Annotated in this window: 12 protein-coding genes; 3 read left to right on the plus strand and 9 right to left on the minus strand. The window is 71.3% G+C overall.

Going from position 1 to position 17,887, the window contains the following annotated elements; translation table 11 throughout:
* The 7 genes from JWQ92_RS02740 to uvrB form a co-directional block, all read right to left on the minus strand.
* Positions 1–571 (minus strand): superoxide dismutase (locus JWQ92_RS02740; RefSeq protein ID WP_297342925.1); only part of this gene is annotated, 571 nt, incomplete at its 3' end.
* A 107-nt stretch (positions 572–678) separates the two neighbouring features.
* Complete coding sequence (whiA, locus tag JWQ92_RS02745; RefSeq protein ID WP_297342926.1) at positions 679–1,656, minus strand: DNA-binding protein WhiA; 978 nt, start codon at positions 1,654–1,656, stop codon at positions 679–681.
* 93 nt (positions 1,657–1,749) lie between these two features.
* The gene (gene rapZ, locus JWQ92_RS02750; protein WP_297342927.1) at positions 1,750–2,658 is read right to left on the minus strand and encodes an RNase adapter RapZ; all 909 of its coding nucleotides are present in this window, start codon (positions 2,656–2,658) and stop codon (positions 1,750–1,752) included.
* Positions 2,659–2,701: 43 nt separating this feature from the next.
* Positions 2,702–4,690 (minus strand): excinuclease ABC subunit UvrC, encoded by a 1,989-nt coding sequence (gene uvrC, locus JWQ92_RS02755; protein ID WP_297342928.1) that lies wholly within the window; start codon positions 4,688–4,690, stop codon positions 2,702–2,704.
* 16 nt (positions 4,691–4,706) lie between these two features.
* Positions 4,707–7,592: an excinuclease ABC subunit UvrA gene (uvrA, locus tag JWQ92_RS02760; RefSeq protein WP_297342929.1), complete on the minus strand. Its 2,886-nt coding sequence runs from the start codon at positions 7,590–7,592 to the stop codon at positions 4,707–4,709.
* A 90-nt stretch (positions 7,593–7,682) separates the two neighbouring features.
* Positions 7,683–8,936 (minus strand): CDP-glycerol glycerophosphotransferase family protein, encoded by a 1,254-nt coding sequence (locus tag JWQ92_RS02765; RefSeq protein WP_297342930.1) that lies wholly within the window; start codon positions 8,934–8,936, stop codon positions 7,683–7,685.
* A 64-nt stretch (positions 8,937–9,000) separates the two neighbouring features.
* Positions 9,001–11,067, minus strand: a complete 2,067-nt coding sequence (gene uvrB / locus JWQ92_RS02770; RefSeq protein WP_297342931.1) for an excinuclease ABC subunit UvrB — start codon at positions 11,065–11,067, stop codon at positions 9,001–9,003.
* A gap of 94 nt (positions 11,068–11,161) precedes the next feature.
* Between uvrB and JWQ92_RS02775 the strand changes: the two genes are divergently transcribed.
* Together JWQ92_RS02775 and JWQ92_RS02780 are read left to right on the plus strand one after the other, a co-directional pair.
* Positions 11,162–12,052 (plus strand): EamA family transporter, encoded by an 891-nt coding sequence (locus JWQ92_RS02775; RefSeq protein WP_297342932.1) that lies wholly within the window; start codon positions 11,162–11,164, stop codon positions 12,050–12,052.
* 167 nt (positions 12,053–12,219) lie between these two features.
* On the plus strand, positions 12,220–15,342 hold the full coding sequence (locus JWQ92_RS02780) for a CDP-glycerol glycerophosphotransferase family protein (protein ID WP_297342933.1): 3,123 nt from the start codon (positions 12,220–12,222) through the stop codon (positions 15,340–15,342).
* A 5-nt stretch (positions 15,343–15,347) separates the two neighbouring features.
* Here JWQ92_RS02780 and coaE read toward each other — a convergent pair whose 3' ends face one another.
* Positions 15,348–15,947, minus strand: coding sequence for a dephospho-CoA kinase (gene coaE, locus JWQ92_RS02785; RefSeq protein ID WP_297342934.1), 600 nt, complete (start codon positions 15,945–15,947; stop codon positions 15,348–15,350).
* A 47-nt stretch (positions 15,948–15,994) separates the two neighbouring features.
* On the opposite strand from coaE, the gene JWQ92_RS02790 reads away from it, so the two are divergent.
* Positions 15,995–17,233: an MFS transporter gene (locus JWQ92_RS02790; protein ID WP_297342935.1), complete on the plus strand. Its 1,239-nt coding sequence runs from the start codon at positions 15,995–15,997 to the stop codon at positions 17,231–17,233.
* 64 nt (positions 17,234–17,297) lie between these two features.
* Here the strand turns inward: JWQ92_RS02790 and JWQ92_RS02795 are convergent.
* Positions 17,298–17,887 (minus strand): S1 RNA-binding domain-containing protein (locus JWQ92_RS02795; protein WP_297342936.1); only part of this gene is annotated, 590 nt, incomplete at its 5' end.

Here is a 17,887-nt window from a genome sequence, read left to right on the forward strand (position 1 = left end):
CCACGTTCGCCCAGTCGACGATGTTCCAGAAGGCCTTGACGTAGTCGGCCCGCACGTTCGCGTAGTCGAGGTAGTACGCGTGCTCCCAGACGTCGAGCAGGAGCAGCGGCACGACGCCGACCGGGAAGTCCTGCTGCTGGTCGTGGAACTGCACGATCACGGGACGCTGCCCGATGCCGTCGTACACCAGGGCGGCCCAGCCGGAGCCCTGCACGCCCAGCGCCGCTGCGGTGAAGTGCGCCTGGAACTTGTCGAAGGAGCCGAAGAAGTCGTCGACGGCGGCCGCGAGCTCGCCGGTGGGCTTGTCGCCGCCGTCCGGCGACATGTTGGTCCAGAAGACGGAGTGGTTGACGTGGCCGCCCAGGTTGAAGGCGAGGTCGCGCTCGAGCTTGTTGACGTTCGCGAAATCGCCCTTGTCCCGGGCGTCGGCGAGCTGATCGAGGGCGGTGTTCGCGCCCGTCACGTAGGTGTTGTGGTGCTTGTCGTGGTGCAGCTGCATGATGCGGCCACTGATGTGGGGCTCCAGCGCGCTGTAGTCGTACGGGAGCTCGGGCAACGTGTAAACGGCCATGTCAGGTCCTCCTCGGCGGTCGTTCGCCAGCCTAGGACCGTTCGTTCAGCCGGACCTTGGCCGGTGCTGAGTGTGACGACGGTCACGCCGCTCGAGCAGGATCGGAGTCAGGCGTCGATGTCGGCGGGGATGTTCGCGTCGGTGCCGGGGATGCCTTCGTCGATGGCACGCTTGTCGGCGAGAGCCAGGAGCCGGCGGATGCGGCCGGCGACCGCGTCCTTGGTCATCGGCGGGTCCGCGTGGTGCCCGAGCTCGTCGAGGCTCGCGTCGCGGTGGTCGAGCCGCAGCTGGCCGGCGTAGCGGAGGTGCTCGGGCGTCGACTCGCCGAGGATCTCGAGGGCCCGTTCGACGCGGGCGCAGGCGGCGACGGCGGCCTGCGCGCTGCGGCGCAGGTTGGCGTCGTCGAAGTTGACGAGCCGGTTCGTGTTCGCACGCACCTCACGCCGCTGGCGGAGGTCCTCCCAGTTCTGCACGCTCCGCTTCGCGCCCATGTGTCCGAGCATGTCGCTGATGGCCTCGCCGTCCCGGATCACCACCCGGTGCACGCCGCGCACCTCACGGGCCTTCGCCGGCACCTGCAGACGCCCTGCGGCGCCGACCAGCGCCATCGCCGTCTCGTTGCCCGGGCAGGTGACCTCCAGCGCCGCGGAGCGGCCCGGGTCGGTGAGGGAGCCGTGGGCGAGGAACGCACCGCGCCAGATGGCCTCGATCTCCTCCGGAGCGCCCGTGGTCAGCCGGTTCGGCAGCCCGCGGATAGGCCGGCGGCGGGCGTCCAGCAGCCCGGTCTGCCTGGCCAGCGTCTCGCCGCCGTCGACGACGCGGACGAGGTAGTGGTTCGTGCGGCGCACGCCCGACGCCGACAGCACGGTCATCTCGCTGCGCACGCCGTAGAGCTCGCTGAGATCACGCCGCACACGACGGGCGAGCTGCGGGGTGTCCAGCTCCGACTCCACGGCGATCCGCCCGGAGATGAGGTGCAGCCCTCCCGAGAACCGGAGGATCGTCGCGAGCTCCGCCGCGCGGACGGAGGTCTTGCCGACCTCGACGTGGGTGAGTTCGTCCTTCACCTCGGCGGTCAGAGCCAATGCGCATCTCCCCGTTCTTCCCCCGCGTGCCCGCTTCCCTCGCCGACGACGCCGGTCCAGTCTCGCACCGCGCGGAGGACGGCGCACACCGGCCTACTCCCGACCGAGGTCGCGGTGCTTCACGCTGACCGCCACGCCGGGCTCCCCGGCGATCAGCGTCGCGAGCCGTTCGACCACCGCGACGGACCGGTGCTTGCCGCCGGTGCAGCCCACCGCGATGGTGGCGTGGCTCTTGTTCTCGCGCTGGTAGCCGGCGAGCACGGGTGCGAGCGCCTCCGCGTACCGCTCCACGAACTCCGTGGCCCCGGGCTGCCCGAGCACGTAGTCGCGGACCGGCTCGTCCTTGCCGGTCAGCGGACGCAGCTCCGGCAGCCAGAACGGGTTCGGCAGGAACCGGGCGTCCGCGACCATGTCGGCGTCGGTCGGCACGCCGTACTTGAACCCGAAGCTCGTGATCGTGACCCGGACCCCCGGACGCTCGTCGTCGGAGAACAGGTCGTTGATGGCCGACGCGAGCTGGTGGATGTTCAGCTCGGACGTGTCGATGATGATGTCGCTCTGCTCACGCACCGCGAGGGTCAGCGCACGTTCCGCCGCGATCCCGTCGAGCAGCGTGCCGCTGCCCTGCATCGGATGCGGTCGGCGCACCGCCTCGAACCGGCGCACGAGCGCCGCATCGTTCGCCTCGAGGAAGAGCAGCTTCAGCTGGGGCCGGACCCCGCTCACTCCCGGCGCGTTCAGCTCGGAGAGCAGCTGGCCGCCCCGGAGGTCGACGACGACCGCGACCCGGGAGAGCCGGTCGCCCGAGTGCCCCGCGAGGTCGAGCAGGGGTCGCAGCATCTGCGGCGGCAGGTTGTCGACGACGTACCAGCCGAGATCCTCGAGGGCGTTGCCGACGGTCGACCGCCCCGCTCCCGACATGCCCGTGACGACCAGCACGGACTGGTTGGCGGGCGAGGTGGACACGGTGGTGTCGGCCTCGGACGTGATGCCGTCCGTCATGCAGCAGGGCTCCTCGGGGAGAGGGGGAGGTCGGTAGGCGATCCTACCGGTCGGCGGGCTCCCCGCCGCCGACCGGAGCCGGTTCCGACGGTTCAGCGGGCGACGGGATGCTCGCCGCGGGCTCCTCCGGCTCGCCCTCGTCCGGTCGGGGCGTCGCCGCGAGCCGCTCGACCACCGCCGCCGCCAGCACCGGACCGAAGCCGGGCACCTCGGCGACGGCGTCCACGCTCGCGGTCCGCAGCTTCGCGACGGAGCCGAAGTGACGGAGCAGCACGCGCACGCGCGCCTCGCCGAGCCCGGGGATCTCCGCCAGCTGGGAGGCGATGTCGCGCTTCCGGCGGCTCCGCTGATGGGTGATCGCGAACCGGTGGGCCTCGTCCCGCAGCCGCTGCAGGAGGAAGAGTGCATCGCTGTTGCGCGGCAGGATCACCGGGAAGTCGCTGTCCGGCAACCAGATCTCCTCGAGACGCTTCGCGAGACCGACGACCGCGAGACCGGTCACCCCGGCGTCCGCCAGGGCCCGGGCCGCCGCCGCGACCTGCGGCTGGCCGCCGTCGACGACGAGCAGGTTGGGTCGGTACGCGAACCGCTCCCCCTGCGCCGCCGGTGCGGCCCCCTCGTCCGCGAGATGCGCGAGGCGCCGGCGCAGCACCTGGTACATGGAATCGGTGTCGTCGGTCGAGGAGGCGACGTTGAACCGGCGGTACTGGTCCTTGCGCGGCAGACCGTCCTCGAACACGACCATCGAGGCGACGATGTTCGTGCCGGCGAGGTGCGACACGTCGAAGCCCTCGATGCGCAGCGGCGCCTCGTCGAGCCCGAGCGCGTCCTGCAGGTCGTTCAACGCCTGCGACCTCGCCGTGAAGTCGGCCGTGCGGCGCGTCTTGTAGAGCATCAGCGCCTGGGCGGCGTTCCGCGCGGCCGTCTCGGCGAGCGCGGCCTTCTCGCCCCGCCCGGCGACCCGCAGCCGTGTCCGCCCTGTTCCGCGCAGGCCGTCGGCGTCGCGCCCCTCGGCACGACGCCGGGTGAGCCAGGTCTCCAGCCCGTCCGCGTCCTCGGGCAGCTCGGGCACCAGCACCTCGCGCGGCGGGTACGCGTCGTCCTCGTAGGCGCCGAGCAGGACGGTCTCGACGAGCTCGCCGCGGCCGACGTCCAGCTCCTTGTCGACGGTCCAGCTGCGGGTGCCGCGGATCCGGCCGCCGCGCACGATGAACTGCTGCACGCTCGCGGCGAGCTCGTCGTCGGCGATGCCGAAGACGTCCGCATCGACGTCCTCGCCGAGCACGACCGCGGTCTTCGCCAGGGCGGCCTCCATGGCGCCGAGGGCGTCGCGGTACTTCGCCGCGGCCTCGTAGTTCTGGGCCCCGGCCGCCTCCCGCATCCGCCGCGTGAGGTCGCCGCGGAACCGCTGGTCGCCGCCCGCCATGAAGGACGCGAGGTCCTCGGCGATGCCCCGGTGCGCCGGAAGCGGGATCCGGCCGACGCAGGGCGCCGCGCACTTGCCGATGTCGCCGAGCAGGCAGGGCCGACCCGTCAGCTCGGCGCGACGGTACGTCGTGTCCGAGCAGCTGCGCATCGGGAACACCTTGAGCATCAGGTCGAGCGTCTCCCGGATCGCCCACACCTTCGTGTACGGGCCGAAGTACTTCGCACCCTTCAGCTTGCGGTTGCGGGTGATGAGGACGCGCGGCACGTCGTCGCCGAGCGTGATCGCGAGGTACGGGTAGGACTTGTCGTCCCGGAACTGCACGTTGAACGGCGGCGCGAACTCCTTGATCCAGCTGTACTCGAGCTGCAGCGCCTCGAACTCGCTGCCGACGACCGTCCATTCGACGCCGGCGGCCGTCGTGACCATCCGGCGGGTGCGCTCGTGCAGGGATCGGAGCGGCTGGAAGTAGTTGCTCAGCCGGGCGCGCAGACTCTTCGCCTTGCCGACGTAGAGCACCCGGCCCTTGGGGTCCCGGAAGCGGTACACGCCCGGCGAGACGGGGATCTCCCCCGCCTTGGGGCGCCAGGGGACGGTGTCGCTCATCGGCCTGCCCTGCGCCTCACGCGCTCGCGGCGAGCGCCGGCTGGCGGAGCACCTCCGCCAGGAACCGTCCGGTGTGGCTGCCCTGCGTCTCGGCGATGTCCTCGGGCGTGCCCTCGGCGAGCACCATGCCGCCGCCGGCGCCGCCCTCGGGGCCCATGTCGACGACCCAGTCGGCGGACTTGATCACGTCGAGGTTGTGCTCGATCACGATCACGGTGTTGCCCTTGTCGACGAGGCCGTTCAGCACCTGGAGCAGCTTGTTCACGTCCTCGAAGTGCAGCCCCGTGGTCGGTTCGTCGAGCACGTACACCGTGCGTCCGTTGGACCGGCGCTGCAGCTCGGTGGCGAGCTTCACGCGCTGCGCCTCGCCGCCGGACAGGGTGGTGGCGCTCTGCCCGAGCCGCACGTACCCGAGCCCGACGTCGACGAGGGTCTTCAGGAACCGGTGGATCGCGGAGATCGGCTCGAAGAACTCCGCCGCCTCGGCGATCGGCATGTCCAGCACCTCGGCGATGTTCTTGCCCTTGTAGTGCACCGCGAGGGTGTCGCGGTTGTACCTGGCGCCGTGGCAGACCTCGCACACGACGTACACGTCGGGGAGGAAGTTCATCTCGATCTTGATCGTGCCGTCGCCCTGGCAGTGCTCGCACCGACCGCCCTTGACGTTGAAGCTGAAGCGGCCCGGCAGGTAGCCGCGGGCCTTCGCCTCCGCCGTCTCCGAGAAGAGCGTGCGGATGCGGTCGAAGACGCCGGTGTACGTGGCGGGGTTCGACCGCGGCGTGCGGCCGATCGGCGCCTGGTCCACGTGCACGACCTTGTCGAGCTGCTCGAGCCCGCTGACCCGGCGGTGCCGGCCGGGCACCTTGCGCGCTCCGTTCAACCGGTTCGCCAGCACGCGGTAGAGGATGTCGTTCACCAGGGAGCTCTTGCCCGACCCGGAGACGCCCGTGACCGCGGTGAACACGCCGAGCGGGAACGACGCGGTCACGTTCTTCAGGTTGTTCGCCGCGGCGCCGACGACCTCGATGCGCCGCTTGCGGTCGATCGGGCGGCGCTCGGCGGGCAGCTCGATCACCCTGCGGCCTGCGAGGTAGTCGCCGGTGATGGACTCCGCTTCGGACAGCAGGGAGTCGTAGTCGCCGGAGTGCACGACCCGGCCCCCGTTGACGCCGGCGCCGGGACCGATGTCGACGATCCAGTCCGCGGTGCGGATCGTGTCCTCGTCGTGCTCGACCACGATCAGGGTGTTGCCGAGGTCCCGCAGCTTCACGAGCGTGTCGATGAGCCGCCGGTTGTCCCGCTGGTGCAGGCCGATGCTCGGCTCGTCGAGCACGTACAGCACACCCGTGAGGCCCGAGCCGATCTGGGTGGCGAGGCGGATCCGCTGCGCCTCGCCGCCGGACAGCGTGCCGGCGGACCGGGACAGCGAGAGGTACGTGAGGCCGACCTCGGTGAGGAACTCCAGGCGCGCCCGGATCTCGCGGAGCACCTGCGCGGCGACCTTCGCGTCACGCTCGGACAGCTGGACGGTGTGCATGAACCGCTGGGCGTCGGCGATGCTGAGGTCCCCGACGTCGGCGATGCTGTGCCCGTCGACGAGCACGGCGAGCACCTCGGGCTTCAGCCGCTTGCCGTCGCAGACGGCGCACGGCACCTCGCGGAGGTACTCGGCCCAGCGGGCCCGCTGCACGTCCGTCTCCGCCTGCAGCCAGTTGCGCTCGAGGTACGGGATGACGCCCTCGAAGCCCTGGCTGTAGGACATCTCGCGGCCGTACCGGTTCTTCCAGCGCACCCGGACCTCGAAGTTGTTGCCGTGCAGCACGGCGTCCTTCACGTCCTGCGGGAGCGCCTCCCACGGGCTGTCGAGGGAGAAGCCGAGGTCGCGGGCGAGCCCGTTCAGCATGCGCTCGTAGTAGTTGAACAGCTGCTTGCCCTGGTTCGTCCACGGCACGATGACGCCGTCACGGATCGAGAGGCTCTGATCGGCGAGCAGCAGGTCGGCGTCGACCGCCATACGGGTGCCCAGCCCGGAGCACTCGGGGCAGGCGCCGAAGGGGGCGTTGAACGAGAACGTGCGGGGCTCGATCTCGGCGAGCTGGATCGGGTGGTTGTTGGGGCAGGAGAGCCGCTCCGAGAAGCTGCGCCACGCCGCCGGGCCGTCCTGGTCGACGAAGTTCACCTGCACGACGCCCTCGGTGAGCGACAGGGCGGTCTCGAGCGAGTCCGTGAGCCGGGTGAGCAGCTCGGGTCCGGCGACGAGACGGTCGACGACGACCGCGATGTCGTGCTTGAACTGCTTCTTCAAGGCGGGGGGCGACGCGAGCTGGACGGTCTCGCCGTCGACGACCGCCCGGGAGTAGCCCTTCGCGGTCAGCTCCTTGAAGAGGTCGACGAACTCGCCCTTCTTCTGCGAGACGACCGGCGAGACGACCTGGAACCGGGTGCCCTCGGGCAGCTCCATGAGCTGGTCGGCGATCTGCTGCACGGTCTGGCTTGCGATGACCTCGCCGCAGATCGGACAGTGCGGCACGCCGATGCGCGCCCAGAGGAGCCGCATGTAGTCCCAGATCTCGGTGATCGTGCCGACCGTCGACCTGGGGTTGCGGTTGGTCGACTTCTGGTCGATCGACACAGCGGGTGAGAGACCCTCGATGAAGTCGACGTCGGGCCGGTCGACCTGACCGAGGAACTGGCGCGCGTAGGCGGACAGCGATTCGACGTAGCGCCGCTGCCCCTCCGCGAAGATCGTGTCGAACGCGAGCGAGGACTTGCCGCTGCCGGAGAGGCCGGTGAAGACGACGAGCGCGTCGCGCGGGATCTCGACGGAGATGTCCTGCAGGTTGTGGACGCGGGCACCCTTGACGCTGAGCTTGGCGCTGCTCACCACCCTCGAAATCGGCACCCGACGAGTGTACGGAGCCCCTCCGACACCACCTGCGCAGTCCGCCGAGGGCGCACACGCGGCGGCCGGGACGCGGTCGCGGGGACCCGCTCAGACGCCGGTCGCGCCCTGCTCCACGAGTCGCCCGCGGAGGACGTCGCGCTCCGCGATCACCTCGTCGCACACCGCGACGAAGCGGTCGGTCAGCCCGTCGGGCCAGTACGGGGACAGGTAGTAGGCGACCAGCTGCTGCCGTCGTCCGCGACCCTCCTCGTCCCGCATCTCCCCCGCGACGAGGTCCGCCGCCCGGTCGGCCTCGTCCGCGGGCAGGCGCGGCACCGCGCTCAGCATCCCCGAGTCGGCCGAGACCGCGCCGGGGCCCGCCGACGCCGTCACGACGATCGGCTTCAGGGACGGCAACCATGCGGTCGCGACGGCGGAGACATCGCAGATCAGTGCGGAGGCCCGCGCGAAGGTCGACTCGAGCGCCTCGTCGTCGGCGCTGATGACCCGGTGCGGACCGCCGGCGGCGGCGATCGCCTCGCGGATCGCCCGATCCGCCACCGCGTAGGCGGGTGAGGTCACCCCGATGAGCGGATGCGGCCGGTAGAGCACCGGGAACCGGCCGTCGGCGATCAGCCCGCGCACGAGCCGCTCCCCCTGGGCCAGCACCGAGCTGTACGCCACGGACGGCTGGGCGCCCTCCCAGGTCGGTGCGTACAGCACCGCCCCGGACCCGGTCGCCTCACCCTCGGCGGGCAGCGGCGCGGACAGGGTCAGCGGCTGCCCGACGATCCGGCAGTGTGCGGCGGCGTCGAAGCGCATGAGCCGTCGCTCGATCCGGTCGACCGCCGCCTGGCCCGGGGCGAACACGAAGTCGTACGCCTTCAGCTGGTTCGACGCCGAGACGCCCTTGTCGCTGTCGCCGTGACCGATGTACGCGTGCACCAGCGAGCCGAACCGCAGCGCCTCGAAGTTGCGCGGCAGATGGCTGACGTAGAGCGCGAGCTTCACCTCGCTGCGGCTCAGGATGCCGTCCAGCGTGCCGTACCGGGCGATGGTCACGACCGGGAAGGAGCTCCCCCGGCCGAGCTGCTCGGCGACGCGGGAGTCCTGACAGACGATCACGACCCGGTGCACCCGGTGCAACGCCTCGAACGTCGGCAGCCACGGGGTGATCTGGTAGGTGGTGTCGAGCGCGCCGGGGAAGTAGACCATCACCGTCGCGTCGAACCGGGCCGTCGCCATCGCCAGGTCCTCGCCCCGCCGGTCCGGGATGGTGCGGGGGAAGAAGCGGGACCGGCGCAGCCGGCGGAGCACGGCGGACTGCGCCCGCCGTCGCAGGGTCAGGAGCAGCCGGCGCACGCCGTTCACTGTATCCACCGGCGCGCGCCGCCCTCCTCAGGCGGCGCGGCCGGGGTGGCGCACCTCAGACGAGGTGGCCCGCCTTCGCCATCTGCCGCAGCTCACCCTTCAGCTCCGAGAGCTCGTCCCGGAGGCGTGCCGCCAGCTCGAACTTCAGCTCGTTCGCCGCTTGCAGCATCTGCTGGTTCAGATCCGCGATCACGCTCTCGAGCTCGTTCGCTCCGGCGGCGGCGAGGCCCTCGCGCCGCAGGTTCGGAACCGGCGCCCGCTTGCCGCCGTCACGCTGCCCGAGCATCCGGTCCGTGTCCGCCGCCTCACGCGCGAGCACGTCGGTGATGTCCGCGATCCGCTTGCGGAGCGGGGTGGGGTCGATGCCGTGCACGCGGTTGTACTCGACCTGCTTCTCGCGCCGCCGGGTCGTCTCCTCGATCGCCTGATGCATGGACGGCGTGATCACGTCGGCGTACATGTGCACCTGCCCCGACACGTTGCGGGCGGCGCGGCCGATGGTCTGGATCAACGACGTGGACGAGCGGAGGAACCCCTCCTTGTCGGCGTCGAGGATCGCGACCAGCGACACCTCCGGCAGGTCGAGGCCCTCCCGCAGCAGGTTGATGCCGACGAGGACGTCGTAGACGCCCTGCCGCAGCTCCGTGAGCAGCTCGACGCGGCGGAGGGTGTCGACGTCGGCGTGGAGGTAGCGCACCCGCACCCCCGCCTCGCCGAGGAAGTCGGTGAGGTCCTCCGCGCTCTTCTTCGTGAGCGTGGTGACGAGCACCCGCTCGTTGCGCTCGGCGCGCACGCGGATCTCCTCGAGGAGGTCGTCGACGCGGCCCTTGGACGGCTTGACGACGATCTCGGGGTCGATCAGGCCGGTGGGGCGGATGATCTGCTCCACCACGCCGTCCGCCATGCCGAGCTCGTACTTCCCGGGCGTCGCCGACAGGTACACCGTCTGACCGACGCGCTGCGAGAACTCGTCCCAGGTGAGCGGCCGGTTGTCGAGCGCCGACGGCAGGCGGAAGCCGTGCTCGACGAGCACCCGTTTGCGGGACGCGTCGCCCTCGTACATCGCGCCGATCTGCGGAACGGTGACGTGCGACTCGTCGATGACGGTGAGGAAGTCGTCGGGGAAGTAGTCGAGCAGGCAGTGCGGCGGCTGCCCGGGCATGCGGCCGTCGATGTGCCGCGAGTAGTTCTCGATGCCGTTGCAGAACCCGATCTGCTCCATCATCTCCAGGTCGAACGATGTGCGCATGCGCAGCCGCTGCTCCTCGAGCAGCTTGCTCTCGCGCTTCAGGTCGCCGAGCCGGTCGTGCAGCTCCTCGCGGATCGTGCCGATCGCGCGCTGCATCGTCGACGGGCTCGCGGCGTAATGCGTCGCGGGGAAGATCGAGACCGCGTCCAGGCTCGAGATGACGTCGCCCGTGAGCGGGTGGAGGGAGTACAGGGCCTCGACCTCGTCGCCGAACATCTCGATGCGGACCGCGTGCTCCTCGTACATCGGGATGATCTCGATGGTGTCGCCCCGCACCCGGAAGCGGCCCCGCGAGAAGTCGACGTCGTTGCGCTGGTACTGCATCGCGATGAAGCCGCGCACGAGGGCGTCACGGCTGATCCTCTGACCGACCTGGAGGGCCACCATGGCCTCCAGGTACTCCTCGGCGGCGCCGAGCCCGTAGATGCAGGACACGGTCGACACGACGATCACGTCGCGCCTGCTGAGCAGAGAGTTCGTGGTGGAGTGGCGGAGGCGCTCGACCTCGGAGTTGATCGACGAGTCCTTCTCGATGAAGGTGTCCGTCTGCGGGACGTAGGCCTCCGGCTGGTAGTAGTCGTAGTAGGAGACGAAGTACTCGACCGCGTTGTCGGGCATGAGCTCGCGGAACTCGTTGGCGAGCTGCGCGGCGAGGGTCTTGTTGTGCGCGAGCACGAGGGTGGGCCGCTGGAGCTGTTCGATCAGCCATGCCGTGGTCGCGGACTTGCCGGTGCCGGTGGCGCCGAGCAGCACGATGTCGGGCTCGCCCGCCTTCACCCGGCGCGTCAGCTCGGCGATCGCCTGAGGCTGGTCGCCGCTCGGGGTGTAGTCGCTGATCACCCTGAACGGGCGGACGGCGCGGGTGGTCTCCATAGCACAAGGCTAGGTCGCTGCCCCGACATCGCGTGCCGCATCCGCGAGTGGCGAACACCCCTCCGCGACCGCCACCGTCGCTACGCTCCAGACCGTGCCGGAGTCAGCGACGTCGCCGGCCTCCCGGCGCCGCCGGATCGCGGGCGTCGTGGTGAGCGCGTCGTCGGTGCAGGTGGGGGCGGCGTTCGGGGCGACCGTGTTCCCGCTCGTCGGCCCGTTCGGCGTGGCCGCCATGCGGCAGCTCGTCTCCGCGATCACGCTGCTCGCGATCGCGCGGCCGCCCCTGCGGCGGATCGGCCTGCGGCGGCTCACCCCGGCCCTGCTGCTCGGCGTGGTGCTCGTCGGCATGAACACGTCCCTCTACGCCGCGGTCGAGCGGATCGGGCTCGGCCTGGCGGTCACGATCGAGTTCCTCGGCCCGCTCACCGTCGCGCTGCTGACGCGCAGCGGGCGCGGACCGCGGTGGCGCGACGCCGCCTGCGGTGCGCTCGCGCTGGCCGGGGTCGTCGCCTTGACGGTCCCGGCCGATCCGGGCGCCGGCGGCCGGCGCGCGGATCCGCTCGGGCTGGTGCTCGCGGTCGGCGCGGCCGTGCTGTGGGCCGCGTACATCCTGCTGAACCAGCGCGCGGGCGCGCTGCCCGGCGTGACGGGCACGGCGGTCGCCGGCCTGACCGGCACCGTCCTGACGCTTCCGTTCCTCGTCGCGATCCTGCTCGGGCTCCCCCGGGGCGACCTGCCGCACGTGCTCCTCATCGGCGGGGTGACCGGGGTGCTGTCCTCCGCGCTGCCGTACTCGCTGGACCTGGTGATCCTGCGCACGCTCCCCCGCTCGCTGTTCGGCATGCTGCAGAGCGCGCATCCCGTCGCGGCGGCCGTCTTCGGGCTGCTCGTGCTCGGCCAGCACCTGGACGGCCTGCAGGTCGCCGGCATCGTCGCCGTCTGCGCCGCGAACGTGCTCGCCGTGGCCGTCCATCGCGGCAGCTGAACCGGACCTGCCCTTCTCCGGCGTGTCATCACGGCTTCGCCCCCCGTTCGGGGGAATGTGAGGCGACCGCCCCGCTGGCCCGGCTGGGCCGGCGTCGCACCCTCTGCGCCTGACGGCGCGCGCCCTCGACGCGCCCGGCGGCCGCCGACACCACGGAGCTGGACCCCATGAGCATCAACACCACCACCCGGCCGCTCTGGCTCTTCAACTCCGCGAACGTCTTCGCCGGCAACCCCAAGTGGCTCTTCCTCCACGTCGCGAAGTACCGGCCGGACATCGAGCCGGTCTGGATCTCCGCGTCGAAGGAGACGACGGAGTTCGTGCGACGGCTGGGCTTCAAGGCGGTCACGTTCGAGTCCCACGCGGGCCGCCAGCTGCAGGAGCGCGCCTCCGTCTACGTGGTCGACCAGGTCAAGGAGCACCTGCCCGAGCCGCTGCGCAAGGCGACCCTGCTCAACCTCTGGCACGGCGTCGGCGTGAAGGCCATCGAGCGCGCGCCGGGCGTCGCCTGGGCGGACTGGCGCATCGCCGCGAAGTACATCCGCAACAACCAGGTCTTCCGCGACAACCAGCTCTTCCTCGTGACCTCGCCGCTGATGGAGGAGCACTTCCGGGACCAGCTCGACCTCGGCGACGACGACCTCGTGCGCGGCGGCTACCCCCAGAACGTGTACCAGCAGGTGCACGGCCCGTTCTCGAGCTTCGACCACGACCTCAAGGGACGCCGCGGCCTGCCGTCGTCGACGCGGGTCGCGCTCTACGCGCCCACCTGGCGTCGCGGCCCCGCCGGCGGGTTCCTGCACCACGCGCTGCCCGACGTGCCGCGCCTGCTCGAGGTGCTCGAGCAGGAGGACCTGCTGCTCGTCGTGAAGATGCACCCGAAGCTCGTCAAGGACCCCGTCTTCCTGAAGATGCGGCAGCGGTACGAGGCCGAGCCGCGCCTGATGTTCTGGGATGCGGCCGAGGACGTCTACGAGGTGTTCCCGTCGATCGACATCGGCGTCGTCGACTACTCCTCGATCCACTACGACATGCTCGCGGCCGGCGTCCGCCGCTTCATCCGGTACGCCTTCGACCTGGCATCGTTCGAGGAGAACGTGCGCAAGGGCCTGTCGTACGAGGAGCTCTCCTGCGGCACCATGGCGACCTCGTTCGACGAGCTGCTCGCCGCGCTCCGCGACCCGGTGCCCTCGGACGAGGCGACCGTCGACCGGCTGCTCGAGACCTTCTGGGCCTACTCGACCCCCGAGTCGCTGGACGTGCTCGTCGACCGCGCGCTCGCGTTCGAGCACCGTGCCGTGCCGCTGAAGACGCTGTACAGCTTCGACGTCTTCGACACGGTCATCCACCGCCGCGGCGTCGAGCCGGTGAGCGTCTTCCACTACGTCGCCCAGCGGATGGCGCAGTCCGACCTCGACTTCCCCGAGGCGCTCGTCCGTCGCTTCCCGACGATCCGTTCCGAGGCGGAGATCTCGGCACGGAACTACTACCGCCGGCAGGAGGCGCGCGCGCTGTCCGGCGACCTGGAGATCGGGTTCGACGACATCTACGACCGCGTCGCGGACCTCTACGACCTCTCCCCCGAGCAGGTCGAGGCGCTGAAGGCCTGGGAGATCGAGGGCGAGATCACGTCCGCGATCCCGGACGCCAAGAACGTCGCCGAGGTGAAGAAGCTGGTGGCGCGGGGCGAGACCGTGGTCCTGATCAGCGACATGTACCTGCCGAACGGGGTCCTGAAGCGGATCCTCGCCGCCGCCGACCCGGCCCTCGCCGAGCTGCCCCTCTACCTCTCGAACGACCACGGCGTGCAGAAGACCACCAAGCGCCTCTACCTGAAGGTGTACGAGGACCTCCGCTACGACTTCCGCGAGTGGATCCACACGGGCGACAACCCGCAGGCGGACATCGCGCAGGCCGAGGCGCTCGGGATCACCGCCCGCGCCTGCGTGAAGCCGGAGCTGTCCGGCTACCCGGGCGACCTCGCGACCTACGGCAGCACCTTCGACGCCCACCTCGTCGGCGCCATGATGCGCGCCCACGACCACGACCCGTCCCTGTCCGGCGTCGAGCGGTTCGCCTACTCCTACGTCGCGCCGTACTTCGTGCCCTACATCAGCTGGGTGCTCGGTGACGCGGTGCAGCGCGGCACGAGGACGCTCTACTTCATCTCCCGCGACGGCCACCATCTGAAGCGGATCGCGGACGCGCTCATCGAGGAGCGCGGGCTCGACCTGAAGACCCGATACCTCTACGGCTCCCGGCAGGCGTGGCGGATCGCGTCGCAGGTGGACGAGCTCGACGAGGACGTCTTCCGCATCCACGGCAACTTCTCGGGCGTCAAGACGCCGGAGGCCCTGCTCGCGGCCGCCCGGCTGGACGCCGCGACCTTCGCGGAGCTGTTCCCCGAGTTCGAGGACGTCCTGTTCTCGGACTCGTTCGACACGGCTCTCGTGCGGTCCATCCTGCACGCGATGAAGGCCTCGACGCGCTTCCACGAGCACCTGCTCGCGGTGGCCGCCGACGTACGCCCGCTCGTGACGCAGTACCTGCGGCAGGAGATCGACCCGGACGAGGACTACGCGTTCGTCGAGTACTGGGGTCGCGGCTACACGCAGGACTGCCTGTCCCGGCTCATGGACGCCGCGTTCGGCCCCGGTACCGGCTCGCGGATGTACTACGCGCGGAGCATCTATCCGACGATCGGGGACTCGGTCCGCTACAACTTCACGGCGGCCAGGTACGACTTCCTCGCGGCCGAGGCGATCTTCGCGAACCTCCCCTACGGGACGACGGAGGGGTACGAGCTGCGCGACGGCCGCGTGGAGGCCGTCTTCTCGCCGCGCGGGCACGACGCCGCGCTGCACGCCGCGCTCGAGCAGGAGCTGCCCCGCTTCGCCCACGAGTACGGGCGGCAGGCGTTCGTCGATCAGGCCGTGATCGACCACGACGTGTTCCGCTTCGCCTTCTCGTACTACGGCTCGAACCCGGAGGACCGCGCGTTCGCGACGTACCTCGCGCCGCTGAAGGACGCGGCGCAGCTCGGCGACGTCGAGCGCGAGTACGCGCCCGCGTTCACCATCGCGTCGCTCGCGAAGCTGCTCCTCTGGCGGGACTCGATCTCGCGCTTCACGCGCTCCCCCGAGATGTCGCTCGTCCGCTCGTCGCCGATCGTCCAGTTCGCGTACCACGTCGGTCGGCACGAGAGCACGATCGCGGCGCGGCGGGCGCTGCGGCGCTCGCGCAACCTCACGCGGGCGCTGAACCGGATGCTGGTCGCGTCCCGGGGCTGACCCGGTCAGGCACGGGACGTCAGCCGGCGCCAGAGCGCGTCGGTCTGCGCGATCGTGTGTTCGAGGCTGCCGCCGGTGTCGATCAGGTCGCTCGCCAGCGCGCGCCGCGCGTCGTCGTCGAGCTGCGCGGCGATGCGGGCTCCGGCATCGTCCTCCGTCATGCCCCGGAGCTCGACGAGCCTGCGGCGGCGCGTGGCGGCCGGCGCGTCCGCGACGACGATGCGCTCGAACTCCCCCACGCCGCGCGCATCGATCAGCGGGACGTCGTAGACGACCACGGCGTGCGGGTCCCTGGCGAACGCCGCCGTGAAGCGCTCGTGGGACCGCTGGACGACCGCGGGATGCACGATCCGGTTGAGTCGCTGCCTCGCCGTCCCGTCCGTGAAGACGATCCGGCCGAGCGCCGGCCGGTCCAGCCGACCGTCCGGCTGCAGCACGTCGCCGCCGAACGCCTCGCGGATGGCGTCCAGCGCCGGCTCCCCCGGCTCCACGACCTCGCGGGACAGGGCGTCCGCGTCGACGACGACCGCGCCGAGCTCGGCGAGGCGGGCGGCGATCGTGGACTTGCCCGACGCGATGCCGCCGGTGAGCGCGATCAAGGGCACGGAGCGAGCCTAGACAGCCCGTCGCCGGCCGGCCGTACGGTGGCCGGATGCCCGAACCACCCGTCGGCGGCCGCCCGAGCGGTGGTGCCCGTGCGGCGCTCCGCGTCCCCGCGTTCCGTCGCCTCGTGGTCGGCGCCACGATCAGCCGCTTCGGGAACGGGCTCGCGACGGTCGCGCTCGCGTTCGCGATGCTCGACCTCACGCATTCGGTCGCAGCGCTCGGCCTCGTCGTCGCCGCGCGATCGGCCGCGAACGTGGTGCTGCTGCTCGTCGGCGGCGCGCTCGCCGACCGGCTTCCCCGTCGTCCGCTGCTCGTCGGGTCGGCCGCGATCAGCGGCGCCGCCCAGCTGGGCGTCGCCGGAGTCGTGGCGGCCCACCTCGACCTGGTCGCCGTCGTCGCAGGGCTCGCCGCCCTGAACGGCGCCGCCGCCGCGGTGTCCCAGCCGCTGACCACGGCCCTCGTCCCGCAGACGCTCACGACGGAGCTGCTCCACGAGGGCAACACGCTCTCCCGGATCGGCACCAACACCGCGTCGCTCGTCGGCACAGCGGTGGCGGGCGCCGCGGTCGCCGTGATCGGCTCGGCGGCGGTCGTCGGCGTCGACGGGTTCACCTTCCTGGCGGCTGCGGTCGCCTGGGCCGGTCTCCGCGTCCCGCCGCTCGTCCGCACCGACCGCACGTCCCTGCTCGCCGACATCGCGGCGGGCTGGCAGGCCTTCCGGACGCGCCGGTGGCTCTGGTCCGTCGTCGTCGCCTTCACGGTCGCGAACGCCGCGTACGCCGGCGCGGTCACCGTGCTGGGACCGGTCTACGCGGACCGCGTGCTCGGCCGGACCGTGTGGGGGCTCGCACTCGCCGCGATCACCGCAGGGTTCGTCCTCGGCGGGTTCGTCGCGCTGCACGTGCGCCCGCGTCGCCCGCTCGCCGTCGCCGTCTGCTGCGCCGTGCCGTTCGGTGCGATCCCCGCGCTCGTCGTGCTCGTCGGAGTCCCGGCGGTGCTCGTCGTCCTCCTGCTGCTGGTCGGCACCGTCACGGAGGTCTTCGAGGTGCTGTGGCAGACCGAGCAGCAGCGCCGGGTGCCGACCGAGCTCCTCGCCCGCGTGACGTCGTACGACATGCTCGGCTCCTACCTGGCCATCCCGGTCGGCCAGGCGCTCGCGGCGCCGATGGCGTCGCTCGTCGGGCTGCGTCCCGCCCTGCTCGGTGCGGGTGCGATCGGCGTGGTGGCGCTCGCCGCCTGCCTCCTCGTCAAGGACGTGCGGATGCCCGCTCCCGCGTCCGGATAGCGGCGGAAACGGCGAAGGGCGGCCTCCCCAACGGGAGGCCGCCCTTCGTGCTCAGTGAGCCGGTCTAGTGGCTCGAGAGACGCTCGCGCAGCGCAGCGAGGGACTCGTCGTCCGCGAGACGCCCCGACGTGGTCGGCTCGCTCGCGAACGTGCCGGCGCCTGCGGCGACCGCGTCATCGGTCTGCTGCTTGAGGATCTGCGCCTTGTGCGCCTCCCAGCGGGCCTGGGCCGCCGCGTACTCCTGCTCCCACTTGTCGCGCTGGGCCTCGAAGCCCTCGCGCCACTCGTTGGTCTCCGGGTCGAAGCCCTCGGGGTACTTGTAGTTCCCCTGCTCGTCGTACTCGGTGAACATGCCGTAGAGCGCCGGGTCGAACTCGGTGCTCTCGGGGTCGACGCCCTCGTTCGCCTGCTTGAGCGAGAGGGAGATGCGGCGACGCTCGAGGTCGATGTCGATGATCTTGACGAAGACCTCCTCGCCGACCGACACGACCTGCTCCGCGAGCTCGACGTGCCGGCTGGAGAGCTCCGAGATGTGGACGAGGCCCTCGATGCCGTCCGCGACGCGGACGAACGCACCGAACGGCACGAGCTTCGTGACCTTGCCCGGCGCGACCTGACCGATCGCGTGGGTGCGGGCGAAGACCTGCCACGGGT

The organism is Amnibacterium sp., from assembly GCF_025463795.1.
GTDB lineage: Bacteria > Actinomycetota > Actinomycetes > Actinomycetales > Microbacteriaceae > Amnibacterium.

What these genes read in the sequence shown, in the direction of transcription:
- JWQ92_RS02780 (WP_297342933.1), top strand. Translation starts at nt 12,220, where the DNA reads ATGAGCATCAACACCACCACCCGGCCGCTCTGGCTCTTCAACTCCGCG.
- uvrB (WP_297342931.1), bottom strand. Translation starts at nt 11,067, where the DNA reads ATGGAGACCACCCGCGCCGTCCGCCCGTTCAGGGTGATCAGCGACTAC.
- JWQ92_RS02790 (WP_297342935.1), top strand. Translation starts at nt 15,995, where the DNA reads ATGCCCGAACCACCCGTCGGCGGCCGCCCGAGCGGTGGTGCCCGTGCG.
- rapZ (WP_297342927.1), bottom strand. Translation starts at nt 2,658, where the DNA reads ATGACGGACGGCATCACGTCCGAGGCCGACACCACCGTGTCCACCTCG.
- uvrC (WP_297342928.1), bottom strand. Translation starts at nt 4,690, where the DNA reads ATGAGCGACACCGTCCCCTGGCGCCCCAAGGCGGGGGAGATCCCCGTC.